This is a genomic window from Massilia sp. UYP34, from assembly GCF_056279385.1.
This window is the reverse complement of the sequence record NZ_JBWBRF010000032.1, coordinates 1-25,422: the sequence shown is the minus strand read 5'-3', so window position 1 is coordinate 25,422 and position 25,422 is coordinate 1. Positions and strand designations below refer to the sequence as shown.

The 25,422-nt window shown below is 64.0% G+C and carries 21 protein-coding genes and 1 tRNA gene; 9 read left to right on the top strand and 13 right to left on the bottom strand.

Translation table 11 applies throughout. The annotated features are described in order from the left end of the window. Positions 1 to 417 precede the first annotated feature (417 nt). Complete coding sequence (locus ACZ9AQ_RS23485; protein WP_429207096.1) at positions 418 to 741, top strand: hypothetical protein; 324 nt, start codon at positions 418 to 420, stop codon at positions 739 to 741. 69 nt (positions 742 to 810) lie between these two features. Here the strand turns inward: ACZ9AQ_RS23485 and ACZ9AQ_RS23480 are convergent, their stop codons facing one another. Both ACZ9AQ_RS23480 and ACZ9AQ_RS23475 read right to left on the bottom strand, forming a co-directional pair. Next, positions 811 to 996: a hypothetical protein gene (locus ACZ9AQ_RS23480; RefSeq protein ID WP_109346579.1), complete on the bottom strand. Its 186-nt coding sequence runs from the start codon at positions 994 to 996 to the stop codon at positions 811 to 813. 129 nt (positions 997 to 1,125) lie between these two features. Beyond that, positions 1,126 to 1,785, bottom strand: a complete 660-nt coding sequence (locus ACZ9AQ_RS23475) for a TetR/AcrR family transcriptional regulator (RefSeq protein ID WP_429207094.1) — start codon at positions 1,783 to 1,785, stop codon at positions 1,126 to 1,128. Positions 1,786 to 1,900: 115 nt separating this feature from the next. Between ACZ9AQ_RS23475 and ACZ9AQ_RS23470 the strand changes: the two genes are divergently transcribed. From ACZ9AQ_RS23470 to ACZ9AQ_RS23440, 7 genes are all read left to right on the top strand, one after another. Then, positions 1,901 to 3,052 (top strand): efflux RND transporter periplasmic adaptor subunit, encoded by a 1,152-nt coding sequence (locus tag ACZ9AQ_RS23470; protein ID WP_429207092.1) that lies wholly within the window; start codon positions 1,901 to 1,903, stop codon positions 3,050 to 3,052. Positions 3,053 to 3,061: 9 nt separating this feature from the next. Continuing rightward, positions 3,062 to 4,663 (top strand): DHA2 family efflux MFS transporter permease subunit, encoded by a 1,602-nt coding sequence (locus ACZ9AQ_RS23465; protein ID WP_429207090.1) that lies wholly within the window; start codon positions 3,062 to 3,064, stop codon positions 4,661 to 4,663. 21 nt (positions 4,664 to 4,684) lie between these two features. Then, positions 4,685 to 6,130 carry an efflux transporter outer membrane subunit gene (locus ACZ9AQ_RS23460; protein ID WP_429207088.1) on the top strand — a complete coding sequence of 482 codons (1,446 nt, stop codon included), beginning with the start codon at positions 4,685 to 4,687 and terminating at the stop codon, positions 6,128 to 6,130. A gap of 196 nt (positions 6,131 to 6,326) precedes the next feature. Beyond that, positions 6,327 to 7,025, top strand: a complete 699-nt coding sequence (locus ACZ9AQ_RS23455) for a hypothetical protein (protein ID WP_429207086.1) — start codon at positions 6,327 to 6,329, stop codon at positions 7,023 to 7,025. Positions 7,026 to 7,158: 133 nt separating this feature from the next. After that, complete coding sequence (locus ACZ9AQ_RS23450; RefSeq protein WP_429207084.1) at positions 7,159 to 7,563, top strand: cell envelope biogenesis protein TolA; 405 nt, start codon at positions 7,159 to 7,161, stop codon at positions 7,561 to 7,563. A 240-nt stretch (positions 7,564 to 7,803) separates the two neighbouring features. Then, complete coding sequence (locus ACZ9AQ_RS23445) at positions 7,804 to 8,877, top strand: BON domain-containing protein (RefSeq protein ID WP_429207083.1); 1,074 nt, start codon at positions 7,804 to 7,806, stop codon at positions 8,875 to 8,877. A gap of 159 nt (positions 8,878 to 9,036) precedes the next feature. Beyond that, positions 9,037 to 9,885 carry an HDOD domain-containing protein gene (locus ACZ9AQ_RS23440; RefSeq protein WP_429207081.1) on the top strand — a complete coding sequence of 283 codons (849 nt, stop codon included), beginning with the start codon at positions 9,037 to 9,039 and terminating at the stop codon, positions 9,883 to 9,885. A gap of 116 nt (positions 9,886 to 10,001) precedes the next feature. On the opposite strand, the gene ACZ9AQ_RS23435 is transcribed toward ACZ9AQ_RS23440, so the two are convergent. The 4 genes from ACZ9AQ_RS23435 to ACZ9AQ_RS23420 all read right to left on the bottom strand — a co-directional run bounded on the left by ACZ9AQ_RS23435 (position 10,002) and on the right by ACZ9AQ_RS23420 (position 12,827). Then, positions 10,002 to 11,177 (bottom strand): MFS transporter, encoded by a 1,176-nt coding sequence (locus ACZ9AQ_RS23435; RefSeq protein ID WP_429207079.1) that lies wholly within the window; start codon positions 11,175 to 11,177, stop codon positions 10,002 to 10,004. A gap of 136 nt (positions 11,178 to 11,313) precedes the next feature. Beyond that, a complete protein-coding gene (locus ACZ9AQ_RS23430) occupies positions 11,314 to 11,928 on the bottom strand; it encodes an IMPACT family protein (RefSeq protein WP_429207077.1) in 615 nt (204 codons plus the stop codon). A gap of 61 nt (positions 11,929 to 11,989) precedes the next feature. After that, positions 11,990 to 12,065: transfer RNA gene (locus ACZ9AQ_RS23425), tRNA-Lys, on the bottom strand. Between the two features lie 51 nt (positions 12,066 to 12,116). After that, positions 12,117 to 12,827: a hypothetical protein gene (locus ACZ9AQ_RS23420; protein WP_429207075.1), complete on the bottom strand. Its 711-nt coding sequence runs from the start codon at positions 12,825 to 12,827 to the stop codon at positions 12,117 to 12,119. Positions 12,828 to 13,142: 315 nt separating this feature from the next. On the opposite strand from ACZ9AQ_RS23420, the gene ACZ9AQ_RS23415 reads away from it, so the two are divergent. Then, positions 13,143 to 13,538 (top strand): GYD domain-containing protein, encoded by a 396-nt coding sequence (locus tag ACZ9AQ_RS23415; protein WP_429207074.1) that lies wholly within the window; start codon positions 13,143 to 13,145, stop codon positions 13,536 to 13,538. A gap of 116 nt (positions 13,539 to 13,654) precedes the next feature. Here ACZ9AQ_RS23415 and ACZ9AQ_RS23410 read toward each other — a convergent pair whose 3' ends face one another. The 7 genes from ACZ9AQ_RS23410 to ACZ9AQ_RS23380 all read right to left on the bottom strand — a co-directional run bounded on the left by ACZ9AQ_RS23410 (position 13,655) and on the right by ACZ9AQ_RS23380 (position 25,227). Further along, complete coding sequence (locus ACZ9AQ_RS23410; RefSeq protein ID WP_429207072.1) at positions 13,655 to 14,320, bottom strand: hypothetical protein; 666 nt, start codon at positions 14,318 to 14,320, stop codon at positions 13,655 to 13,657. A 7-nt stretch (positions 14,321 to 14,327) separates the two neighbouring features. Beyond that, on the bottom strand, positions 14,328 to 16,892 hold the full coding sequence (locus ACZ9AQ_RS23405; protein WP_429207070.1) for a two-partner secretion domain-containing protein: 2,565 nt from the start codon (positions 16,890 to 16,892) through the stop codon (positions 14,328 to 14,330). Positions 16,893 to 16,929: 37 nt separating this feature from the next. Further along, complete coding sequence (locus ACZ9AQ_RS23400; protein ID WP_429207068.1) at positions 16,930 to 18,486, bottom strand: ShlB/FhaC/HecB family hemolysin secretion/activation protein; 1,557 nt, start codon at positions 18,484 to 18,486, stop codon at positions 16,930 to 16,932. 871 nt (positions 18,487 to 19,357) lie between these two features. Then, positions 19,358 to 19,615: a PAAR domain-containing protein gene (locus ACZ9AQ_RS23395; protein ID WP_429207066.1), complete on the bottom strand. Its 258-nt coding sequence runs from the start codon at positions 19,613 to 19,615 to the stop codon at positions 19,358 to 19,360. Between the two features lie 31 nt (positions 19,616 to 19,646). Continuing rightward, positions 19,647 to 20,792, bottom strand: a complete 1,146-nt coding sequence (locus ACZ9AQ_RS23390; protein WP_429207065.1) for a T6SS immunity protein Tli4 family protein — start codon at positions 20,790 to 20,792, stop codon at positions 19,647 to 19,649. Further along, on the bottom strand, positions 20,789 to 22,621 hold the full coding sequence (locus ACZ9AQ_RS23385) for an esterase/lipase family protein (protein WP_429207064.1): 1,833 nt from the start codon (positions 22,619 to 22,621) through the stop codon (positions 20,789 to 20,791). Before ACZ9AQ_RS23385 ends, ACZ9AQ_RS23390 begins: the two co-directional genes overlap by 4 nt. After that, positions 22,618 to 25,227, bottom strand: coding sequence for a type VI secretion system Vgr family protein (locus tag ACZ9AQ_RS23380; RefSeq protein ID WP_429207062.1), 2,610 nt, complete (start codon positions 25,225 to 25,227; stop codon positions 22,618 to 22,620). The genes ACZ9AQ_RS23385 and ACZ9AQ_RS23380 overlap by 4 nt, the downstream gene beginning before the upstream one ends. Positions 25,228 to 25,422 lie beyond the last annotated feature (195 nt).

Sequence of the window (25,422 nt, the reverse complement as noted above, 5' to 3'; positions counted from 1 at the left end):
AGATGAAGCTAAAAGGGCTGAGTCCTGTTCAATACAGAACCCAGCCCTCGGCACTTCACTGAGACCAACCGTCCAACTTTACGGGGTCAGTTCACGATGGTCCCGTTTTTCATTGTCCGGCGCCGGTTCTGCCAGAACTGCGAGTCCGATTGTTCCGTCAACTGCCGCCGCGGCGTGCGGATCGGACGTTCGCCATGCGGCAAGAACATGCGGGCCTGCTTGTCGTTACTCCGGTAATGGATCGCTTGCTCTACCGCGTTCGGCCGCGTTCGGCCGCGATCGGCCGCGTGACGGCGCCACCTTGACTCCGCCGCCGGCGCCACGTGCGCTGCTTGCCAGCGCCTGTCAAAAGCCTATCATGAGGGAATACGGCGGCAAGCCGACTTGCCGCGCCCGCGTTCAGCTCAGGAGGGCAAGATGGACGAGCACAGCAACGAGTACGTCGGGACCGTCTACGTGTTGCCGGAAACCCGCTGTTTCGAACTCCACACCATGGTCCACGGCGCGCCGGCGACCATTACCGGCACGGTGTCCCAGCTGCTGGCCTCGCAGTTCAGCCAATACGTGCCGGGCGCCATCGGCACCGTCGATCCGCAGCAGGTGGCGCTGCGGCCGCGCCGGGTCGAGGTGCTGACCCGCGAACTGCACGAGCGCCACCGGGCGCCGCGCAAGGTGCACCTGCTCACGCGTGTGTACGACGTGGAAGAGCAGGCCAGGCCCGTGCCGGTGTCGGCCGTCTGAAGGGCGTCACCAATGAAAAATGCCGCCCGGCTCGCACCGGACGGCATTACGATGAACGCGACCTCGCTTTTAGCCGAAGCTGACGAAGCGTTCCGGAATATCGATCGTGCCGGCCTTGGCGGCGGCGGCATAGGTACGCATTTCAGCGATGACCGCTTCCATCTGGTCGGCGCCAGGATTTTCAATGAAGTTCTTCATGCGTTCTTGCAGCGATGCCTGTTGGTCACGCCATTCGTATCTGGACGACTTGCTCATGCTTTCTCCTCGCGGTCTCGCCGCTGTTATTGATATTCACGACATCCTCTGTGAAGACTGACAGAGTGCCATAAAACTGCCCGTTGTGTTCGTGCGATGCCGCACTTAGCCTCGCAATTTAACAATTATTTAACATTTTTTCAGGACGCTGGCGTAGAACAGCTCGAGGCGCGCCGCCAGCTCGCATTGCGCTTGCTCGCGCGTGGGTGTGGTCTCGGGAAACAGGAAGCGCCCGATCGGATCGCCGCTGATGCAGCCGATCAGGTGGATCGGCAGCAAATCCAGCGGCACGTCGTCGCGCAGCTGGCTGCGGATGTCCGGGCGCGAAAAAAAGCGCTGCAGCATCTCGCGCGTCAGGCGCGGCCCGCCTTCATAGAAAGCCTCGGCCAGTTCCGGATTGCTGGCGGCTTCGGCGATCACCACGCGCTGCATGGCCATCGTATCGGGGTCGACCAGCAAATCGTAAAAGTGACGCGCGAAATCGTCGACGATCTCGCGCAGCGGCCGGGTGTCGGCGTCCATGCTGTGCCCGGCAAACATGCGTTCGCGCCGTGAGGCGAGCACGGCCCTGAGCAGGCCGGCCTTGCCGCCGAATTTCACATAGATCGTGCGCACCGCCACCCGCGCCTCGCGGGCGATGGCTTCCAGGCTGACCTTGGTATAGCCATGGCGCAAGAAGAGGCAGCCCGCGGCCTCGATCAATTGCTGGGTACGGGCCTCGACTTCCGACGCCTTCGGGCGTCCGGCGGATTTGACGACCGCTGGTGCGTCACTCTGTGCTTTGCTCATGGCAAAGACTCTAGTGTAAATGTAAATGAAACGCAACCGTTTCATTTCTTGACTTCCGCCTATTGCTGGCAAATAATGCGATGACCTCATTTCATTTTATTTGCGGAGCTTTTCCATGGCAGAGATGCACAGCACGGCAGGGCAGGCGCCCGCGGCGCCATCCCCGGCGGTCGGGGCGCCGGGCAGCGGGCCCGGCAAGAGCGGGCCCAACAAGCGCGTGCTGGTCGTGGTCGGCCTGATCGCGCTGGCGGCGATCGGCGCCGGCGCACGCATGTGGTATCGCAGCCATCACTTCGTCGAGACCGAAAATGCCTACGTCACCGGGCGCGTACACCAGGTGTCGTCGCGGGTGGCCGGCGTGGTGACCAGGGTCCTGGTGGACGACAACCAGCTGGTGAAGGCGGGCGACGTGATCGCCGAGCTGGATCCGGCGGACCATGCCGTGCGTGTCGAGCAGATCGACGCCCAGATCGCCAGCATGCAGCAGCAGGTCAAGCAGGCCGGGGCCCAGATCGAGCAGGTGCGCGCGCAGGCCGCCGCCGCCGCCGCCCAGGTCAAGCAGTCCCAGGCCCAGTTGCTGCGGGCGCGCCAGGATGCCGAACGCTTCGGCCAGCTGTACAACGAGACCATGAAGGCGGTCTCGAAGGCCGAGGTGGATGCCTCGAACGCCGCGCGCGACGCCGCCGTGGCCGACCTGGCCGCACGCCGCGATAACGCCGCCGCGGCGCAAGCCCAGATCGGCGCTGCCGAGGCGGGCCGCGACGTGCTCGAGGCGCAGGTGAAGGTATTGCAGGCGCAGTCGAAGGAAGCGCTGCAGCAGCTGGCCTACAACCGCATCGTCGCGCCGGTGGACGGCCGCGTCGGCCGCCGCAGCGTCGAAGCCGGCGCCCGCGTGCAGCCGGGCCAGGCGATGCTGGCGGTGGTCGAGGACAACGTCTGGGTGGTCGCCAACTTCAAGGAAACCCAGCTCGCCGGCCTGGCGCCGGGACAGCTGGTCGATATCGCCGTCGACGCGCTGCCCGAGCATCACCTGGTGGGCCGCGTGGACAGCTTCGCCCCGGCCTCGGGCAACCAGTTCGCGCTGCTGCCGGCCGATAACGCGACCGGCAACTTCACCAAGATCGTGCAGCGCGTGCCGGTCAAGATCACGCTCGACCCGCGTGACGTGAAAAAATACGCCGGCCGCCTGGTGCCCGGCATGTCGGTGGTGGCCGAGGTCGAACTCGGCCAGGACGTCAAACCGACCCGAACCGCGGCCGTTCACTAAGCGCTTGCCATGACGACGCTGAGCAAACCCGCCGGCCCTGGCGCCATGCCGGGCGCACCAGGCAATGGGGCCGCCGTGGACCTGCGCACCTGGATCGCGATCGCCGCCGGCATGCTGGGCGCCTTCATGGCGGTGCTCGACATCCAGATCACGAATTCCTCGCTGCGCGACATCCTCGGCACCCTGTCGGCCACGCAGGAAGAAGGCTCGTGGATCTCGACCGCCTACCTGTGCGCCGAGATCGTCGTGATCCCGCTGACGGCGCTGTTCACGCGCGCCTTTGGCGTACGCAACTACATGATCGGCACCACCGCGCTGTTCCTGGTGTTCTCGACCCTGTGCGGCGCGGCCTGGAGCCTGGAGAGCATGATCGTGTTTCGCATGCTGCAGGGCTTCACCGGCGGCGCGCTGATCCCGATGGCGATGACCCTCGTGATGACCCTGCTGCCGCCGTCGAAGCGCGCTACCGGCATGGCCATCTTCGGCCTGACCGCGACCCTGGCGCCGGCCATGGGCCCGACCCTGGGCGGCTACTTGTCCGAGCTGTATGGCTGGCCGTCGATCTTCTACATCAACTGGGCGCCGGGCGTGCTGCTCATCGCCGGCATAGCCTGGGGCCTGAATCCCGAGAAGGCCAACCTCAGGACGCTGGTAAAGGCCGACTGGCTGGGCATCGCGCTGATGGCGATGGGCCTGGCCTGCCTGACGATCTTCCTGGAAGAGGGCAATTCGAAGGACTGGTTCGATTCGAGTTTCATCGTGACCTTCGCCGCGCTCTCGCTCACGGGCCTCCTGGGCTGGGTGGCGCTCTGCTTCTCGAAGCCGGAACCGTTCGTCAACCTGCGCCTCTACGGCCAGCGTAACTTCCTGGTGGCGACCACGCTGTCGGCGGTGATCGGCATGGGCCTGTATGGATCCTCTTACCTGTTGCCGCTGTACCTAGGCCAGATCGCCGGCTATACGCCGATGCAGATCGGCGAAGTGATCGCCTGGGTCGGCCTGCCGCAGTTGCTGGTGATGCCGTTCGCGGCCAAATTGTCCTCAAAAGTGGACAACCGCATCCTGTGCAGCTTCGGCCTGTTCATGTTCGGCATCTCGTGCATCATGAATTCCTTCATGGACGCCACCACCGGCTACGACCAGCTGATGTGGACGCAGGTCGTGCGCGCCATCGGCCAGCCGTTCGTGATGCTGACGCTGTCGAACTTCGCGATGTCCGGCCTGCCGCCGCGCGACATGGGGTCGGCCTCGAGCCTGTTCAACATGACACGCAACCTGGGCGGCTCGATCGGCATCGCGCTGCTGGCGACGTCGCTCACCAACCGCGAACACTTCCACTCGGCGCGCCTGGGCGAAGCGGTCTCCAGCTATGCGCCTGCGACCCAGGAACGCCTGGACGCGCTGACCCAGGGCTTCATCGCCAGGGGCATCGATCCGGCCCGGGCAGCGAACCAGGCGCTGGCCGTGGTCGACCGCCTGGTGCGGCGCGAAGCCTATGTGATGGCCTATAACGACGGCTTCTGGATCATCGGCATGATCCTGCTCGCCTGCATCGCGGCGATCTGGATGGCCGACAAGGTCAAGTCGCCGGGCGGCTCGGGCGCCCACTGAATTCGAATGGAGAGAAAAACCATGTTCAAACCTCTCGCCGGCGTCCTTGCGATTGCCGCCCTGACCGCCGGCTGCAGCACGCTCGGCCCCGATTTCCGGGCGCCCGACGCGCCGGCGCAAACCGCGTACCGTCATGCCGACCCGGCCAGCGACGCCGCGCGTTTGCCGGCCGCCTGGTGGACCGTGTTCCATGACGCCACCCTCGACCGCCTCGAGGCGCGCGCGCTGCGCGACAATCCGGGCGTGCAGGCCGCGGCCCAGCGCCTGCTGCAGGCGCAGGCGCAGCTCGGCGTGGTGCGCGCCGGCCAGCTGCCGGGCGTCGCGGTCGGCGCCGGCGTGTCGAATGCCCGCACCTCGGCCGAGACGTCGCAGGGCCTGGCCCTGGGCGGCCGCTCGATCGAGGGCAACAACTACAGCGTCGGCGCCTCGCTGTCGTATGAGCTCGACCTGTGGGGCCGCGTGCGCCGCCTCGTCGAGGCCAGCGATGCGCAGGCGCTGGCGGCGCAGATTGACCGCGACGGCGTGATCCTGCTGCTGTCGAGCCAGGTCGCGTCGGCGTACTGGCAGCTGCGCGGCCTGGACGCCGAGCGCGCGATCCTGGAGGACGCGCTGGCCACGCGGCGCGAGGCGCAGGAACTGGTCGAGGCGCGTTTCCATGCCGGCCTGTCGAACGAGCTGGACGTGTCGCGCGCGCGCATCGAGCGCGCCAACGCCGAAGCCGACCTGCACGAGGTGCAGCGCCAGCGCAACCTGGTCGAACATGCGCTGGCCACGCTGGTGGGCAGCACGCCCAGCGCGCCGTTGCCGGCCCCCAGCCAGACGGAAACCGCGGCCGCGCAACTGCCGCAGCCGCCCGCGATTCCCGTCGGCCTGCCGGCCAGCCTGGTGGGCCAGCGGCCCGACCTGGCGGCCAGCAGCGCGCAGCTGAAGGCCGCCAATGCGCAGATCGGCGTGGCCGAAGGCGCGTTCTATCCGGCGCTGTCGCTGACCGGGAATGTCGGCTATGCCTCGCAAAGCCTGAACGACCTGACGAAAGGCGGGGCGCGCCAGTTCTCGGTCGGCCCGCTGGCGCTGTCGCTGCCGATCTTCGACGGCGGCCGCAATCGCGCCAACCTGGCGCTGGCCAGGGCGCGCTACGACGAGGCCGTGGCCAACCACCAGACGACGTTGTTGACGGCGCTGCGCGAAGTCGAAGACGCGCTGTCCGACCTGCAGCAGCGCCAGAAACAGGGCGAAGTGCAGGCCCGTTCGCAAGAGGCCGCGGCGCGCGCGCTGCTGGTGGCGCAGGCGCGCTACGAGCGCGGCCTGTCGACCTATCTCGACGTGACCGACGCCCAGCGCAGCGCATTGGCGGCGGACCGCGCCGCGGCCGGGATCCGCACCCAGCGCCTGCTGGCGACGGTGGCGGTGGCGCGCGCCCTGGGCGGCGGCTGGCATCAGGGCGAGGCGCTGGCGACCGTGCGTTGAACGCGGGGAAGGCGACGCCTTTCACGCTGCGGTTCGCCATGCTGGTGCAATCATGGCATCGTTGACCTGTGCGACGCGGGAGGCCGCCATTGCGGTCCTTGATTTTTTTAAACATACAGAAATATTTTCCTGAAAGTAGTGTGCGATCCGGAGATAGAATTTCCGATAGGAATTTCTTTCATCGTGGAGAAGCACTATGTCCAAGCCCTTCCTGGTCGCGGCGATCTGCGCCGCGGCATCCGCTGTGCTCCCCTTGCAGGCCGCCCAACTGACCGCCCAGGAATCGCGCTGGCTACGCGCGGCCGCCCCGGTGCTGGACTACTCGAAGTCGATATCCCTGCCGGTGGACGTCATCGTCCAGCCGCAGGCCTCCGCCGGCGCCGTGCCGCTGGCGATGGGCTTCGCCGGGGGGCGCTGCAAGCTGGTGTTGTCGATGCGCGGCAATCCCGACGCCGAGAAGGTGCTGGCAGGCGTTCCCGCCGCCGAGCAGGCACTCTTGATCGAGGCCATGGCCGCGCATGAACTGGCCCATTGCTGGCGCTATGCCCAGGGCGAGTGGCACCTGCTGCCGGCCGGCTTTGTCGAGACCGGCCGCGAAACCTCGCACGACAGCGCGCTGCTGGCCGCGGCGAAGGCGATGCGCGACACCCGGCGCGAGGAAGGTTTCGCCGACCTGGTGGCGCTGGCCTGGGTCCAGCGCACCAATCCCGGCGAATATGCGCGGGTGCACGATTGGCTGAGCGGCGTGCGCGCCGGCGTGGCGGTGCCGCGCAGCGGCCACGACACGCGCGCCTGGGTAAGGCTGGCCGGTAATGGCGCGCAGTTCGACAGCCGCATGACGCCATTCGCGGCCGCCGATGCGCTATGGCGCGAAGGCTTGCTGCTGAGCGAGTGACGGCGCTGTGCGCGGCGAGCACTCGTCCCTGTGCGAGCAATTGAATTTTTTATAAGTGTTCGGTGACGCACAGAGAGCTCGTCAGTACAGGCGTTTAATGAGTCCCACCAATAACTCAATAGAGGGACTCAACATGAAATCGTTCATCGCCACGCTGATCGCTACCGCCGCCGTCGCCGCCATCGGCATCGCCCCTGCCGCCGCCCAGACCAACAAGGATGCCCACAAGACGGCCATGGACAAGGTGAAGGCCGACTACCGTGTGGCCAAGGACAAGTGCGACGCCATGAGCGGCAACGCCGAAGACATCTGCGAAGATGAAGCCAAGCTGGCGCGCGCGAAGGCGGAACTCGATGCGACCACGAAGCACGACAACACCGGCAACAACGTGCGCAAGGCACGCGACAAGGTCATCGATGCAGAGTACGACCTGGCTGACGAGAAATGCGATGCGCTGAAAGGCGATGCCGAGGACAAATGCGAAGACCAGGCCAAGGCCACCCGCGACGCCGCGCGTGACGCCAACAAGGCCAAGTAATCCCTGCTGATCCTGGCGCCGCATCCCTGCGGTAACCGGAGCAACCCCTGAACGTCGTTTTTCGCGCAAAGCGGAAACGACGTTCTTGCGTTTGGAGGGTGAGTGTCTTGAGGGTGAGTAGCTTGGGGCTGTGTCCTGCAATCTGGTTTGTCCAGGCAAGGTACGCTGTCGCACAGATATCGAAGCGGGCGGGGCGTTTAATGGATGTCATTCCAACCATGCATGCAAGGGAATCCAATCATGAAAACCCTCATCGCCACGCTGATCGCCAGCGCCGTAGCCGCCGTCGCCGTGGCTCCTGCCCATGCTGCCCCTGTCGACCGGGACGCCCACCGCGCCGCGATGGACAAGGCGGCCGCGGACTACCGAAGCGCCAAGGCCAGGTGCGACGCCAGGAGCGGCAATGCCGGGCAGGTGTGCGACGACGAAGCAAAGCTGGCCCAGGCGCGCGCGGAACTCGATGCCTACACCAGGCACGACAGCACCGGCGCCAACCTGCGCGATGCACGCGCCAAGGTGATCCGCGCCGAGCACGCGCTGGCCGATACCCAGTGCGACGCCAGCGCGGCCGGCGACAAGGACCGCTGCCAGGCCACGGCCGGCTCGATCCGTGATGCCGCGCTGGCGCGCCTGGACGATCGCGATGGCGCCACCGCTGTCGGCGGCAGCGGCGGGGCCGGCCTGGTGGCACGCACCGATACCCTCGACCCCAGGAAGGCAGCCGCCGTGCAGAAGTGTCAGGAGGCCAGCGGCAATGCGCATACCGCCTGCGTGATCGACGAGCGCGGCAACGTGACCACGGCCGCCGGCGTGACCGCAACCACCGGCGCGGCGGTCGCCGCCAGCACCCGCGAAGCGGCGGCGAACGCGGCCGAGAACACCCGCGAAGCGGCGCGCAATGCGGCGGACAAGACCCGCGAGGTGGCGTCGAACGTGGCCGAGAAGACCGGTATGGCCGGCGCCGGCGAACGCACCCGCGAAGCGCTCGCCACCGTGAAGGAAAAGACCGCGGTCGCCGTCGACCGCACCAAAGAAATGGCCTCGAACGCCGTCCGCAAGACGGAAAACGCCACCGAGCGCGCCGCCGAGAAGACGGTCCGCGTGGCCGCGGACAGCACCATCACCACCAAGGTCAAGGCGGGCCTGGTGGCCGACCCTGACCTGAAGGGCATGGAAATCAGCGTCGACACCGAAGGCGGTGTCGTGATGCTGAGCGGCTTCGTCGCATCGAAGGCCGAAGCCGACAAGGCCATGCAGCTGGCCAGGGATGTCGACGGCGTGACCAGCGTCAGGAGCGCCATCAAGGTCAAGTAATGCCAGCCTGACCGGCTTGCAGCCCGCAGCCTACCGGCGCGCGGGCTGTTTTGCTTTCCGGGTTTGCGCTCATGCGGTGTGGATGACGCGCCACAGTTTGGGCGGCCGGTGGATGTGGGGCGGGCATGGTGTCCGGCCCGGCATCCGGCGGAGGCTATAATGACCGACGTGAATAAACTCGAAGCATTCGGATACATCGCGGCGCAGGCCGTTCGCGGTGAGATCACTTTCCCCACCAGCGTCAATGCCGTGTTGCGCCTGCAGCTCGCCCTGGACGACCCGGATTGTCATATCGACGAGGCGATCCGCCTGGTGCTGGCCGAACCACAACTGGCCGCACGCACGGTCGCCATCGCCAATACGGCCGCCTTCGGCGGCGGCAGTGCGATACCGGTGACCAACGTTCGCGCCGCGCTGTCGCGCATCGGCTACCGGCGCCTGCAGGCCCTGGTGGCCAGCCTGGTAGTGCGGCAATTCGGCAACCGCATCAACGATCCCGGCCTGCGCGCCAAGGCCGAGCAATTGTGGGCGCACACGACCCAGGTCGCCTCGATCGCCCATTCGCTGGCGCGCCGCGTCACTGGCGTCGATCCCGATACCGCCCTGTTCGCCGGCATCGTGCACGAGGTCGGCGCCTTCTACCTGCTGGCACGGGCCGACGAATTTCCCGGCCTGCTGGACGACGATCCGGAGAACTGGGGCGCCCTGTGCGAAGACGTGGTCAGCGCCGAAGTGATGAAAAAGCTGTCGATTCCGCCCGCGGTGTCGGAGTCGATCGCCGACATGCGCGGCGGCTGGATGAACATGCCGCCGGGCACCTTGCTCGATACGCTGCTGCTCGCGAACCAGTATGCGCCGGTGGCCTCGCCCCTCGACGGCCGCCGCGCCCAGTTGCCGGAACATGGCGAGAGCGCACTCGACTTCGTGTTCGACGAGGTCACCCTGCAAGATATCCTGGATGAGTCTGCCGAGACCGCGAAGGCCATGGGCGACATCGCTCTGGTGTAACGGACATCGGCGCAAGCGTATTGCGTTTACAGCCCGGCACGCCGCCACGTTCGACGCTCAAGCCGCCGTCGCCAGGGCGACGGCGTAGCAGGGATATCGCGCCAGCCTGCGCCGGGTCAGGCGCAGCCGGCCAGCACCCGCATCTGCATGCGGTGGCGCGCCAGCATGAACGCCGACAAGCCCACGCCGCACAGCGCCAGGGCCGCCGCCACCCACTGCGGCGCCGTGAACGCATAGCCCAGCGTCAGCGGCACACCGCCGAGGAAGGCGCCCAGCGCATTGCCGATATTGAAGCCGGACTGGCCCAGCGAGGAGCCGAGCATCTCGGCTTCGCGCGAGTGCTCCATCAGCAGCAGCTGGATCGGGGGGCCGATCGCCAGCGCATTGGCGCCCGTCAGGAAGGCCAGCACGACCATCGCCGGCTTCGACTCCGCCAGGAAGCCGTTGCACAGCAGGAGAACGGTCATCGACATCATGAGGATCAAGAGGGCGGGCAGCGGGTGCACGCGGTCGGCCAGGCGGCCGCCGAACTGCACGCCGACCGTCATGCCGACGCCGACCGCGGTCATGATCAGGGGAATCGTGGTCGAATCGAAGCGCGTGACGTCGGTCAGCAGCGGCGCGATATAGCTGAACCAGGCGAAGAAGCCGCCGGTGCCGATCGAGACGATGCCCAGCGCCAGCCACAGGTCGAGATGGCGGAAGATGCGCAGGTCTTGCATGATGCCGGTGCGCTTGCCCGGTTCGATGTGCGGCACCCACTGGCGCAGGCTCAGCATGGTGAAGAGGCCGATCACGGCCACGATCAGGAACACCAGGCGCCAGTCGATGGTGTGGCCGATCCAGGTGCCCAGCGGCACACCCAGCACATTGGCCAGGGTCAGGCCGGTAAACATCGTGGCGACGGCGGCGGCGGTGCGGCCCTCGTCGGCCAGGCGGCTGGCCACGACGGCGCCGACGCCGAAGAAGGCGCCATGCGGCAGGCCGGCCAGGAAGCGCGAGACCATCATGATCTCGAAGTTCGGCGCGAAGGCCGACATCGCATTGAAGATGGCGAACATCAGCATGAACCAGATCAGCACGCTGCGCGGCGGGCGGCCGGCCACCAGGCTGACCAGGGTCGGTGCGCCGACCACGACGCCCAGTGCGTAGGCGGTGATCAGGTAGCCGGCTTGCGGAATGGTGATGTGCAGGCCGCTGGCGATGTCGGGCAGGATGCCCATCATGACGAATTCGGTCATGCCGATGCCGAAGCCGCCGAGGGCGAGAGGAAGTAGGCTTTTCTTGATCACGGGATTGTTGTTGTTCGGGGTGGAAAGAGGAAAGCCGGCCGAAGCGTATGCGCGGCCGGGTCTGGCACTATACCGGGCACGAGCGGATGCGTCCGCTTTCGTGTCGTGATGACGGGTATAGGGCGCGGGAATGGCGTCAAGCCGGTTCGCGGTCCCCGTCGTCCGCGTCGGAAGGCCATTGCAGGCGGCCGTGGCCGGCTTCGTCGAGGCGCGCGCGCAGCGCGTCGGCGGCGCCCGCCGGCAGGCTGAAGGTGAAGCGCACGTCGTCGCCGTGCTCCACCGCGTCGAGGCTGGCGCCGGCGGCCTCGAGTTCGCGCCGCAGCATGCCTTCCATGGCATAGGGAACGCTGCAGCGTAACTGGCGCAGCTTGACGATCGGGACCTTGGTTGCCGTCAGCAGGGCCTGGGCCACGCTGTCGGTATAGGCGCGCACCAGTCCGCCCGCGCCGAGCTTGACGCCGCCAAAGTAGCGCACCACGGTGGCCAGCACGCCTTCCAGGTCCTGGTGGCGCAATACGTCGAGCATGGGACGGCCCGCGGTGCCGCTGGGTTCGCCGTCATCGACCGCCGCCGACTGGCCGCCGGCCAGCAGGGCCCAGCACACATGGGCCGCACCCGGATGCCGGGCACGCAGTTCGGCCACGATCTTGACCGCCCCGGCGCGGTCCGGCATCGGCTGCACGCAGGCGATGAAGCGGCTTTTCTTGATGACCAGTTCGTGGTGAACGGCGCTGGCGATCGTCTGGGGCATGGCGTTCGGAAAGTGAAAACAACAACGCCAACCCGAAGGCTGGCGCTGTTGTCTGAATCTCTGGTAGGCCGTGCGTGGCTCGAACACGCGACCAACGGATTAAAAGTCCGCTGCTCTACCAACTGAGCTAACGACCCGAAGAAGACAAGATTATAGCGTTACTTGACCGATTTACCAAGTGCTTTGAGTCACTTTTTATGGACGCCGGCTGGGTCATCGCCGTTTTTGGGCGCCCGGTCCTGCGCTTTTTTCGGCGCTTCTTCCTGCGCTTCCTGCTGCGCGTCGGGTGCGTGTTCATGCCCTGGCGGCAATTCGCTCTGCTCGACGGGCGCGTATTTCGTCTTCGGATCCCCTTCGACGTCGCGTTCGATTTCGTCGTCTTCGGCCTTCACTTCGCGCATGGCTTCCGGCTCGAGTTTCTCGGCCTCGGTATTCATGCGGATGAACAGGCCCCAGGTCGCGAGGATCGCGGCGGCAGCCAGGCCGACCGAGGCGGCGTGCGGGAGGAATTGCGGCGCACCGTTCACGAATTTGAAGACGCCGATCAAGGCTTCGACCGACAGGGCGACCACGACCACGATCAGGAAGCGCGACAGGAAACGGCGCACGCGGGTCGGCGCGCTGATATTGGCCGAGCGCTGGACTTCTTCTTCGAGCACGGTCTGCCCCAGCTCCAGCGACGCGACCGCGATGGTCAGCAGGCCAATACATTCGAGCAGCACGTCGAACCGCTCACTGGCGGGCTCGGAATTGAAGGGGCTGATCGCATGCCAGGTTTCGATCCCGGCCAATACGATCAAACCCATTCCGCAAGTAAAGAAGAGGGCAACGATCAGCAGGTAGCCGACCAGGAAAATTCGTTCTATCAGGTGCATATCGAGAGACTCCGGAAGTTGCAATTATTTTAACACCAACTATCGCAGGTCCTGCGTCTGGATGAAAGCGCCTGCTTGTTTGCGTTGACCAGAACCGGTGAGTTTCTCGTGGATTTCCTGGAGACGGATGTCACACAACCCGGCAGTCAACGCTGCAGCCCCGGGCGCGAAACCCAGGCTATTCGCACGCGCGCTGGTTGAACCGCTGCTTCCTGCGAGCTGTCAAACATTGGGTCACGCAAAACCGGCGGCCGGGGGTAAATGGTGTCAGCCGGGCATTGCCGGCAAGCGTACGAAGCGAATTCTTTCGCCGGGAACGTGATTCTGGAAGGACCTCACATGGCTAAGTATCTGGTTGAAGCGAGCTATCTCAGCGAGGGGATCAACGGCCTGCTGAAGGAAGGCGGAACGCGGCGGCGCGAGGCTGTCGATCAATTATTCCACTCGCTAGGCGGGAAGGTCGAAGCCTTTTATTTCGCGTTCGGCGACAGGGATGTCGTCATTATCGGCGAGCTTCCCGACAACGCCACCGCCGCGGCGCTGGCGCTCAGGGTCGATGCCTCCGGCGTCACGACGTGCAAGACGACGGTGCTGATGACACCCCAGGAAATCGATGCGGCCGTGACCAAGACCGTGACCTATCGTCCACCGGGCTCTGACATACCCGCCGAGGTCGCCAACTGGGAAGGCGAGGGCGGCCATCTTGCGTCAGGTGCGCAAGGTGGAAATGAATGAACGGGGATATTGCAGAAACAAAAACGCCAGGCTGTGCCTGGCGTTTTTTGTTCGCATCTTTACTGAATTCTTTGGTAGGCCATGCGGGATTCGAACCTGCGACCAACGGATTAAAATCAATGCGCGCTCAGTCCCTTGGCCTCGCTATACGAAGCAAAGACCTGCTGCAGCGACTTCGTCTCAGGCAGCACGTACACGATGCCATTATTTTTAAAGGCAGGCATCACGATCTTGTCGAAAAACGTCGCTGCCACGTTAATGCATCCGTAGGAGATACGATTGTCCTGCGTCGTGGCACTGGCCAGGCGTTCGGCACGGCGCTCGGCGCGATTGCCGGTCGCCACGCGATGGAGCGAGATCGCAGCCGCATAGTCGACCCACAGGATTTCCTTGCCATGGATATTGCGCGCCAATGCGGCCACGAAGCGGCCGGCCGGCGTGGTCCGCTCCTCGGGCAGAATGCTCGAGATTTTTCGCTCGCCAATGCCGGGAACGGAATCGTCACCGACGGCCGCGCCCAGCAGCGCGGCGGCACTTCCGCGTAATTGCCCTTTGCCGTCGAAAACGTAGACCATGGCGGCCTTCTTGTCGACGATCATGAAGGGCAGGTCACGATGATTGTTGGACCCGATAACCCAGTCGGCAACTTTCACCGCATCCGGCGATGCGTGCGCGTGCTGGAAGCTGGCGCGCACGGCCGTGTCAGCCGCACGCGCCGGCGCCGTGCCAAGGCTGGAGGCGGCGCACGCCGCCAGCACGAGCAGTTGCTTGCAGGACTTCATACCGTCCTTAGTTGCGATCCGGCTTGACGGGACGATTCGGCGGCACGTGGGTGTCGGGCAGCTCGGCTACCGGCGGCGCGACGACCGGCGGTTGGGCTGGCACTGGCGGACGTGGCAACACAAACACGGGCGGCAACTCCTCCGTTGCCGCAAGCACCTGGATTGGCGGCACGACAACCGGTTGCGGCACCACGAGGACGCGCGGGCCGACGACCGGCGGCGCTGCGACAAGCGACGCAGCTTCGACCAGCGCCGCGATGACAACTGGCGGTGGCACGACAATCGGCGGCGCGACCACGACCGGGGGGGGCACTACCACCGGAGGGGCCACCGGCGGCGGCACGACCACCGGCGGCGGCACGACCACTGGCGGCGGCACGACCACCACCGGTGGCGGCACGACGACGGGCGGCGGCACCACCACTGGCGGCTGAACCACCGGCGGCGGGACGACCACTACCGGCGGCGGTACGACGACCGGCGGCGGCACAACCACCGGCGGCGGCACGACCACCGGTGGCGGCACGACTGCCGCCGTAATATTCGCCTGCGTCTTGCCAGTGATCACGCCGCAGCACGACACGGGCAGCGCATAGCTCGCAGCCTGCGGGCCGCCAAGGCTGTAGCCGGTGAAGCTGACGGTCTTGCCGGTTGCGACGTCGGCGCTGTCGAAACTCGCCGTGGCGCCCGCGTCTGCGATCAGGGTCACGCCGCTTGGGGCGCCGAGTAGGGACGTCAGGGTGGCCGAGGTCGAACCGTCGAAGATCTTGTCGGCACCGGTTGGCGATACCAGCATTTTCTGGGTGAGCGTGGAACCACCCGACAGCGTGAATTGCGGCAGGTAGTCGGTTGGTGCGGTGTACGAAACGGGATTGTAGATCACCAGCGCCGGCGCGTCCGGTCCGGTCACGGTGACGGGAGGCGCGACGGGCGAGAAGTTCACCGTTCCCTCGCCGCTGCCATCGGTGCCGGCGCTTAGCACAAGGCCGAGCGGCAGGCCGAGGCTCTGGTCCGGAATGCTACTGCCCCTGGTCAGCGTGATCTGTCCGTCGATGTTCACGTCATTGCCGGCGCACATCATCAGGTTGCCGTCAGTGGTGGTCAATGCGGCCAACAGGTTCAGATTGCGCCCGGCGCCCAGCAGCACGCTGCCGTTGACAGTGGTAACGGCGGCGTTGACGTTGATGTCACGGCCGCAGCATGCCACCAGATTGCCATTGGTGGCGCTGATCGGCTGGTTGATATTGATGTCGCGCACTGCTTCCAGCGTCAGCGTGGTCGGGCTCGAACTCGCCGTCCAACTCACCGCCTGATTGACGTGGATATCGCCATTGCCTTCGCTTGCCGTGCCGATGTTGGTCAGCGGCGGGGTGCCGGCTGTGGTGACCTGCGGATCAGGGGCCGTCACGATCGTGACGCTGTTGGTAACAAGCAGGGCCGACAGCGTTGCGCCAGAAATGTTGTCGGTTGCGTCGCCGCCGATGACGAAGTCCTGCGGATCGATCAGCCAGGTGCCGGTCAGCCCCTGTTGCGCGCTGGTGCTGATCTGGGCGTCGGCGGCCACCTTCACCGTGGCGGCCGAGGTTTCGATGAAACCGCCGTCGCCGCCGGCGCGCGCGCTGGCGTCGAGCGTGCCGCCCACACTGGCGGTGCCCGACTGCATGTCGCCCAGCAGTTTGATGACGCCGCCCTGATTTTCAAGGCGCTGGGCGCGGATCACGCCGGTATTGTTCACCGCCGTGTGCAGCAGGCTGCCGGCGCCCTGGGTGGTCAGCAGCACCTGGCCGCCATCTGCCTGGATCAGGCCGCCGTTTCTGGCCAGTGCGTTGAGCGCACCCTGGTCGACGCTGACGCCGAGCAGGCTGTCGCCGAGCATATCCATGGTGAAGGCGCTGCCGCCGGCCATTGCAACCGTGCCCAGCGGAGCCGAGATACTGCCGTCATTGCTGACGTCCTTGGCCAGCAGGGCGATATAGCCGCCGTCGGCCGCCTGCAGCGCGCCTTCATTGCGCACGACGGCGTCGCCGCTGCCAGAAAACGTGTAGCGGCCCGCCATGAAGTCGGCGTCGCTGATGTTGCCGGTGGATGCGACCAGCGCGCCCACGTTGACCGATGCGCCTTTGCCGAACAGGACGCCGTTGGGGTTCACCAGGAACACCTTGCCGTTGGACGACAGTGTGCCCAGGATGCGCGATGGGTCGGGGCCGACCACCCGGTTGAGCGCGACGGCGCTGCTGTCCGGCTGCACGAAGCGCACGCTGTCGCCGGCGCCGATCGAAAAGCCCTGCCAGTTGATCGCCACGTTCTGGCTCGTTTGCGTGATGGTCATGCCGTTGGCGCCGATGTTAATGGTGGCGCCGCCGGCCGTGACGACGCCGCCGGTGGGTTGCTGGGCCTGTACTGCCGGCGTAAAGGCGAGCGCCAGCGCGCTGACCAGCGCGCCCAGTGCAAAGCGCGCGCCGGCGCCGGTGGTGCTCGAGGACGCGGCCTTGCCGGCGCCCTTGGCGTTTTCGGAGACGGCGACAAAGGTGCCGGCCTGCGCGTTCCATATTGATCTGTAGATGGTATTCATGGTGAGTCCTTGTTCTGTCAATCAGTGGGAACGGCGCTTAGAAGAATTTCACGGCCTGGAGCCAGAAGCGTCCCGACTTGTCGGGCGCCGACGTGGCTGTTTCGCTGCCGAGCTTGCGGGCGTAGTAGGCACGCACCATGAAGTCGTTGCTGTCGGCCCAGACCAGGCCGAGGCCGGCGCCGCTCAAGGTCCGGCTGTTGGGTCCGGCCAACCACGGGGTGCGCTCGCTCGTCACCCGCCCGGTATCGACAAAGCCCACCAGGTGCAGCTGGCCGGGCTGCTGCGCCGACAGCTTCGGCAACAGCGCGCGTGCTTCCAGGCTCAGGACGAAGCCCTGGTCGGCATAGGCTTCGCCCTCGGGATAGGCGCGCACCGCGTTCATGCCGCCCAGTTCCATTTTCTCGGACACATCCAGGTTTTTCGAGGCGAACTGGCCGTTGATCGCGGCCGACAGCGACACCGCATCGGTGATGCGCTGCACCCGCGAGGCGCTGTAGGACAGCTTGTTGAAGCTTCCGTTGCTGCGCGCCGTGGCGGCATCGATCGCCAGCACGCCGGGCGTGCGGATATCGAGCTCGCCGCTTGACCAGGTCAGCGAGAAGGCGTTCGCCCCGCCGCCGCCGAACTTGTCGCGACGGTCGCCAAGCAGGCTGGCCATCAGCACATCGGTTTTCTTGTCGCTGAGCGCGCCGGTCAGGTCGACCTCGTCGTGGAAGCTCCTGGCGTCGTAGGCAATCTGCGTAGACAAGTTGGCGTTGCGCGAGCGAATCAGCGGGTAGCTGGCAAAGATGCTGGCAACCTCGGCCGTGCCATGGGCGTGCAGCGGCGCGAATTCCTTGCCCAGCTTATAGCGCAGCTTGCTGTAGCCGAGGCCTGCCTGGACCTTCCCAAAGTGCATCTGATACGAGGCGCGGGCATAGTTCAGGCCCTCGCCCGAGCTGATCATGCGCACGGTGGCGACGTCGCCCAGACCCAGGACCTGGTTGACGTTGACGGTTGCGCCCAGCCGGTATTGGCCGGTATAGCGGTTGCCGGCATTGTCGGCGTCAACGCTGCCGGACACGCGCCGGCCGGGTACGACGTCGACGATCAGGTCTGCACTGCCGACCGACGCACCCGGCGCCAGCGTGGAGGTGACCACGACGCCCGGCAGATCGGAGAGCAGCAGCAGGCCGCTTTCCAGCGGCCCATTGGTGACCGCGTCGCCAGCATGCAGGCCGTCGATCTGGCTTGCCAGCAGCCGATCGGACATATTGCTCTGGTTACGGAAGCTGATCTTGCCGTAGTGACCTTCGAGCACGGCGATGGTGACCACGCCATCCTTGATGTCCTGCGCCGGCAGATACGCCTGGGCCAGCAGGTAGCCATCGCGGCGGTAGTGCGCCACCAGCCGCGCCGCCATGCGCAGCAGGTCGGCCATGGACAGCTCGCTGCCCGGCACGAAGCCCGTCAGCGCCAGCAGCTTGGGTTCCGGGTAGGCCTGTGCGCCCGCGACGCGCACCCGGTTGACGACGATCTTGACGCTGTCCGATGGTGCCGCAGGCAGGGCGTTGCCGGCCTCGATGCGCACGTCCGGCGCGGCTTTCAGCGGCACCGGAGAAGCGGGAATCTGCTGGATTTGACTACCAGCGGTAGGAGTCTGAGCGAATGCGGCTGCGTGGCCCAAGGCCATCAGTGCTAATGGCAGTAATTTTTTGCGTAACATCTGTTGCTCCTGTCGATTGCACCCAATGTGCATATCATTTCTTCGGAGCAATTCTACGTTTGCGGCAAAGCGCGTCAGTACGCTAGCCCACACAGACTTTCTTAACGAAAATTTTGTCGCGGAATGACACAATTGGCCGGGAGGCGAGGGCGCTTGCGCAAGGAACAGCGAGGGAACAGAACGCGAAAAAGCCCACGAACGCTAATTCGTGGGCTTCTTCCAAATTCTGGTAGGCCGTGCGTGGCTCGAACCCGCGACCAACGGATTAAAAGTCGCCGGGTCGAAATGAGCATTCTTTATTAATCAATGACTTGCAGCGCTTGCCAAGCACCTCAGTCAACGTCACCCAAGGGCGTCGATCAGAAGTTGCGGGATTTTGCGTCACAAATGCGTCACACCTGCTTGAGCCGACGGGATGGGGCAGAGATGCACGGGGCGCTGACTAAACTGCGGCAGCGGTCCGCACCGCATAGTCAACGTAGTAGTCCTCGTCGTATCGAATTTAATGTGTCTGCGTCATCACTCGCTGCTTGCCACAAGGGCAATGTCACCCATTCTACCTTGTAACGAAGTTTGCGCGTAGGTGATAGGAGCGACCAAGCGCTCTCGCTCAGGTGCACGAATACCTGTGATCAGTTGAATATCGTGAGTGGGCTGTACCGCTCATGCTGCTCTGATCGGTTTTATCAACCGCCTACATTTACCTGTGTAGCGGATGCAAGCGCGGTACAGGAGCGACATCGTTGACGCTGCAACAAGATTAGTCGAGAGAGCTGATCAGGCGGGCGCCACACTCGGTCACATCGCCATCGTAGGCGTACGGCTTGCCTTTGTGCTTCGCGCCGGCACCATCTGGTTTGATCGCGAATTTTCCTTTGCATGCCGGACAGTAGGTCATGTCGTCCTGGATTGCTGCTGCTTTGCCCATGGCGATCGTCTCCGACGAGGCGCTGATGACCTTGCCGCCATGGTCGGTCTTGTCGTCCAGGCGAATCACGCCTCGGCCCTGATGTTTCATCATCGCTCCTGATAATAGTTTCACCGCATTATCACTTGGCGGCGGCCGCCTCCGGTTTATTTTTAGGTAAGTAGTAGGAGCCTTCGGGGGCGCCAGGTACTTTGACCCTGAACTTCAGGCCAGAGAGAAGTTTGTCCCACAGCGCGACTGCCTCTTCGTCGCTGACCGATGCCTTATTAGCGGCCCCGACCAGATTGTCCTTGACCTTGGTGAACATGGCAGCGCCAAACGAGGGCGGGTTAGCCACGTCTGTCGGCGTACCAACAAAGGCCCACTCGAAATCGTGGGTGCCGTCGGGCCTTCGAATGAGCGATTCTTCGCCCTTCCAATGCTGTACGTCCCGCTTTCCTTCGCGCAGAACGTCCCGCTTGGGGTAAAGAATGCCTTGCATATCTTGGGCACCCTTGATACGGCCAAGCAGGGACAACTCGTCGCGCTTCATTTGATCGAACTCAGCCTTGTCGTAATCGGCGTAAGCATTCTTGTTAGAACTGACGGAGAACGTAACGTCCGGGAAGCTAGGCAAATAGATTCCTGCATATACCTTCTCTGAATCACCGTACCGATCACCTGTCATGAACCCGTGTTCGATACAGAAGCCCGGTTCGGTCGGCACCTCTTCCGCTGCGCGCAGCCGCAAGCTCTTGGCTTGCGCGAGCTGTCTAGTAACTACTGTGCTTTCGGTCTCGCCTTGTGTGATGGAGTCGCCCAGCACGAAAGTGATCTCGCCTTTGCTGATGTATGTGTCGAAGAACAGCGCGTTGCGCTCTTTTTTGTACTTATCTTCGAAATAGCGCGTCTGCCAGCTATCCTCGATCGGCCCTACGTCGTTGTAAGTAATTTCGGAAGTGCGTTTCTCTCTTTTTAATTTCGCAATTTTTCCTTCCGCCCTGCGTTTTGCCTTCTCGATACCTCCCGAAATAATATCTATATCTGAAGGAAACGAGGCGCTCCCCCACACAAGCTGGGCTTCCTGCGGCACTTCGATCGCATAGCGGCCGAAACAAAGGATTTTTGTTTTCTCGAACAGCGCGCGCAGACGCGGACTGAGCTTGACTGGTTCGGGCACGGCGGTCTCCTTGTAGGCATAGGTACGAGAATTTCCAGCTAATGACACCAAGGCAATCAGCAAGGCAGCGAATATGGCACCACGTTGCAGGGTCGGAGTGATCTTCACGCTGCCTCCCATTTCGCCGTCTTGGCAATTTGTACGACCGAATACAGCAGCGAGGCCAGCACATCCTGGTCTGCATAGCTGTTCTGGTGTTCGTAGCTCTTGCCCTTGGTCTCGCCATGCACGAATAGCTTGCCCGCGATCTGTTTGGCGGAGCGGGCGGCGGGGACGGTTTCGTCGCCGGGGGCGGCTGGCGGTTGCAGGACGAGCGTCAGTACGCGGCTGGCGGTCTGGACTTTCAATGTGCCTTGGGCGTCGTCGCTCAGTAGCTTCCAGGTCTCCACTGGGGACAACCTGATGTTCCGGGAGTCCCATACGTCGCGGTCGGTCACCTTGAACACGACCTCGCCATAGCTGAGGCGTTCCTGCGAAGAACAGTAGCTGCCGTAGCAACTGGTCGGGTGAAAGGTGGTTTTGATGTCTTCAATGAATTCACTGGCCATTGTCAAGCGATCGATAACGGCAGCGATACCACCTCCTGCTGATTCTTTCACGTCGCCCGGATTGACCCACTTCGGATTGATCAGCCGCCACCATCGATAGGCGGGTTGCAGGTAAATGCTCTCCAAGGCGCTCGCTTTGTCGCGGGGCCAGCTCCACATCTCGCGCCCGGACCCGTCCACGACCTTCAGCCACGATTTGCCGTAAGCGGATCCGGGAAATAGTTCCAGTGCGGCAGGCGCGTTGGCGAGAATGGCAGTGGCATGTTCACCATTAATGCCCAAAACCTTTGCCCCAGTTTCGGCTTTTATCCCCGATCCTTCCAGAAAGCCGAAACGCATGCGCTTATAGGATGCGGCGGCGCCCATGGTCGGCATCACGTTATGGTAGATGCCGAGCACCTTGACAGCGGGGTCGTTCAGCAGATTCCCATACTTCGGATGGATGAGCGCACGAGCGAGCAGACCGCCCATGCTGTGCGTGACGATGATTACCTCGTCGCATTTGAAGCCCCGCTTCTGGTAGCCCTTGGCAAGCCCACGTATGCGCTCCGCAATCACCGTCGCGGTCTCGCCATTGCTCTTCAAAAAGTTGTATCCCATGGCATGGACGGGATACCAGCACGCGGCGATTTTCTTCAGGTCCTGCTCCGTCAGTGCCGCGCCTGCATTTACGCCGCCAAAAGTGCGGGGATCGGCGAAGAGGGGTTTCCACATTGGGTTGGCCGCATCTCCTACCACCATATTGTTGAGGTGGCTTTCAGCCGTTTTCAACATTTTCCCGTAAGCGCCGGCGAACAGGACCTCGCTCCAGCCACGCCACCTTGCGACTTGTGCTGGCGTTTCCCGTTTCTTCATCAGTGGACTGTACTTGAAGCTCCGTTTCGTTACCGCACGCGTTCCTATCAGGGGCGGAATGGGTTCGAGGATGTCGGGCACGTTTTGATGCAGCCTGTCCGCAGCCAGCGTTTCAGCGCCTTCGGGATCGAAGCGATCTTCGCTTTCCGTATAGTGGTAGTACTCGACCTCTGTCTCGTTCGGGTCGAGCATGAGTTGCCGCTGTTCCGGCGAGGCATTTTTGTACCAGCCAACCAATCCAGCGCTAACAAGGGCGGCCGCACCATTGATGCCGACCATATCATCCGGCCGCCATGAACGGTTATCAGGCCGCTCCAGCTTTTTCTGTCGTTCCTTGCTCAGCCGAAGATTACTGCCCATCACGCCGGGCAGGAAGATCACGGGAATCACTTTTTTGGGCGGGAGCTTGACGTCGTGGCGGACCTTGTCGTCCGTCTTCGTCATATAGACCGTATACTCAGCCCACCCTCCGACGCCTTGCGTGAATTCGCCCTGATAATTGCCGCGCTCGTTCAGTCCGGATTGATCGCTCATGGTAGTTCACCCTTGTAGCGGATGGTGTAGGAGTCGAAACCGCCAGATTTCTGTACCTCGGTGCTACCGCTGGCCGCCGTTTTTCCGTCCATGACCGTCCCGTCGCCGCGCACGAGTTCGTAGGCGATGTCCTTCTCGGGCTTCAGTTTCGCGTCGACGAAGTTGACCTCCTGGTCGAACTGGTAATCCCGGGAGCGTTCGTTGAAAGCCTGCGACACGCTTTTTGGCGGCAGCGTCTCGAGATTGCCGTGAAATAGAACTGGCGACGCCGTGAAAAACTGGACTTGCTCGCCGATCTCGACCATGTTCTTCTCACCGCCGTGTATGCGAACCCCTTTCTTGCCGCGGATGTTCACCCACTCGGTGTCGCTGATCATGTCGAGCACCTTGTTGGCGATGATTTCCACGTCGTCGCTCTGCGCCTGCACCGACACCTTGCCGGCGGCCGCAATCAGCTTCAACCCCGCCTTATGCACGAACAACCTGAAGGTCTTGCCCACGCTGGCGAACAGGCCGTCGACGCTTGCGATCGAGACGCTCTTGCCGCTTGTGATCGCGGTGTGGCGTTCGCTGGCGATGTGGGTCGACTGGGCGCTCGTGAGCTCGATGCCGGCGGGGCTCGCCACAACAAGGTGCGGTTCAGAAAGCTCGGGGGACGACCCCTTGGCCGCCCCGCGGATAGCCGCGTTCTGGGCTTTGACGTCCTCGACGGCCTCATCCTGTTGACCGCTTTCCTGCGCGTCGTGATCGAGCGCCATCGAGGCCAGCTGCTCCTGGATCTGTGCCGCCGACGCCAGCCGCTGAGCGGTCTCGCCCAGGTCCTTCGTATGGGACGCTGCGTTCAGTCGCGCTTCGGTGGTAATGAGCATCCCCTGGGCGGCGCGTGCAACGCCCCAGGCATTGGTCGTCAGCTCCCAGCCTTCCCCCCGCGCGTCCTTGCGCCCGCTGGTATCTTCGATGCGCGTGATGTGTCCCAACGAGAGCTGGCTGCATTGATGATCGCTTTTCAGCTGCGCCTGGATCTGTTCCTTCGTGTCATCCAGGATCAGGTGATTGCCGCGCGCGCCGCCGCCGAGTTCCCTGCTGCGCAGGCCAGCCAGGGCACTTTGCTCCGGAAGCTTCCAGGGCGGCATGTGTTTGCCGTTGTAAACTGCGCCCAGGATCAGGGGGTGGTCGATATTTCCATTGGAATAGACGACGCCCACTTCCTCGCCCACGCGCGGCAGGCGGACTTGTCCGAACTCGTTGCCGGCGGCGGGGGTCATCACCCGGATCCAGGGCGAGCTGTTCTCGTCGTACTTGCCCAGCCGGTCCCAGGGAAACTGCAGCTTGACCCTTCCATAGCCGTCCGTATGGATCTCGGCGCCGGCGGGGCCGACCACGGTCGCGGTATGCAGCCCCATGTAGGTGCCGGGCTCGCTGTTGAAGCCGGGGCCTGGGCGCCAGCGGATGTCCTTGCGGATGCAGGTAAAGCGGTTCTCGTATTGCGAGGGCGCTCCAGGCCCGGCCTGGTAGTTGTTGGTCGCTTCGTGATCGACCGCCAGGATCAGGTAGCGGCGGTCGCCGATACTGCGGCGTGGTTCGGGATCGTATTCGGGCGAACGCGGCTCGGCGCTGAAATGACCGCCGAGCTTGAACGTGCGGCCTGGCAGCACACTCCTGTCATTGCCCTTCGCCTCGAAATACTGCCTGTTCTTGTCCTGCTCGACCATGCGTTGCGCCGCCAGTTGTTCACCGTCGCTGCGCATGCGAAAGCCGTACGCCCCGGTGTCCTCGTAAATCTCGTAGGGGAAGACGTCGCCTTGCTGGTTGCCCGAATCGACGCTGACACGCTGCGCCCCCGGATTCTTGTAATCCGTGCTCGCCAGCGTGACCTGGCCCGGACCGAGGCACCGGACTGCCGTCCACTCGTGGATGCCGTCGTCTTCGCGCGAGCCGCCCTTGTCGTGGAACGGGATCACGTAGGCTTCCTCGTCGATCGGCTCGGCCAGGAAGCTGTTGTCCGAGATCATGAGTTTGTGGCGGCCAAATTCGTGCTCGTACCAGTAGTGCAGGCCGAGCGCTTCCCAGCGGCGGTGCAGGTGGTTGTAGTCGGTCTCGTTGTACTGGTTGGCGACCGTCAGCTTCGATTCGTCGACCGGGTACATGTGCCAGTCGGCCGCGCGGTAGTGCTTCAGGGTTTCCTCGGTGATCTCGCGCACGCTCTTGTTGTGGAACGACATGCTGTTCTTGCGCAGCCGCGTGAACGCGAGCCAGGGTTCGAGCACCATCTGGTAGAAGGCGAAACCGCCATCGCTGCGCAGGAAACGGAACTCGGTGATGTAACCGTTGAAATAGCGCAGCGACCCGTCTTCCCGCACCAGGGAGATCGTCACCATTTTGCCCATCACTATCTTGAGGGGGATGCGCGGGTCGTCCGACAGCGCATCGACCACGATGCGAAAGCACCGCGACACTGCCTCGGAAACCTGTAGTTTGTTCGGAAGCAGGATGGCGGGAGGGCCGTCCTCGAACGGAAAATCGAGCCGCATGATGCGCTTGTGTTGCGATTGTCCGCTGAACGCCGACAGCGCGGCGCCGACCGCGATCATCTGGCTTTCGACCATTCACTGCCTCCAGTGGCTGCTGAAATTAAGGAAAGTCCAACGGGTAAGTTACCTTGATGCCGCTAGGCTGAAATTGACCAGAGTCAATGTGTTTCCTTAGGGCCACCTCGAATAACCCGCTCTCGGCGTGAGCAGAGCCAGGCGAAACGTGAGTCCGCGCTCCAGCATCGCTCAGTAGCGTGATTTTCAAAGCGC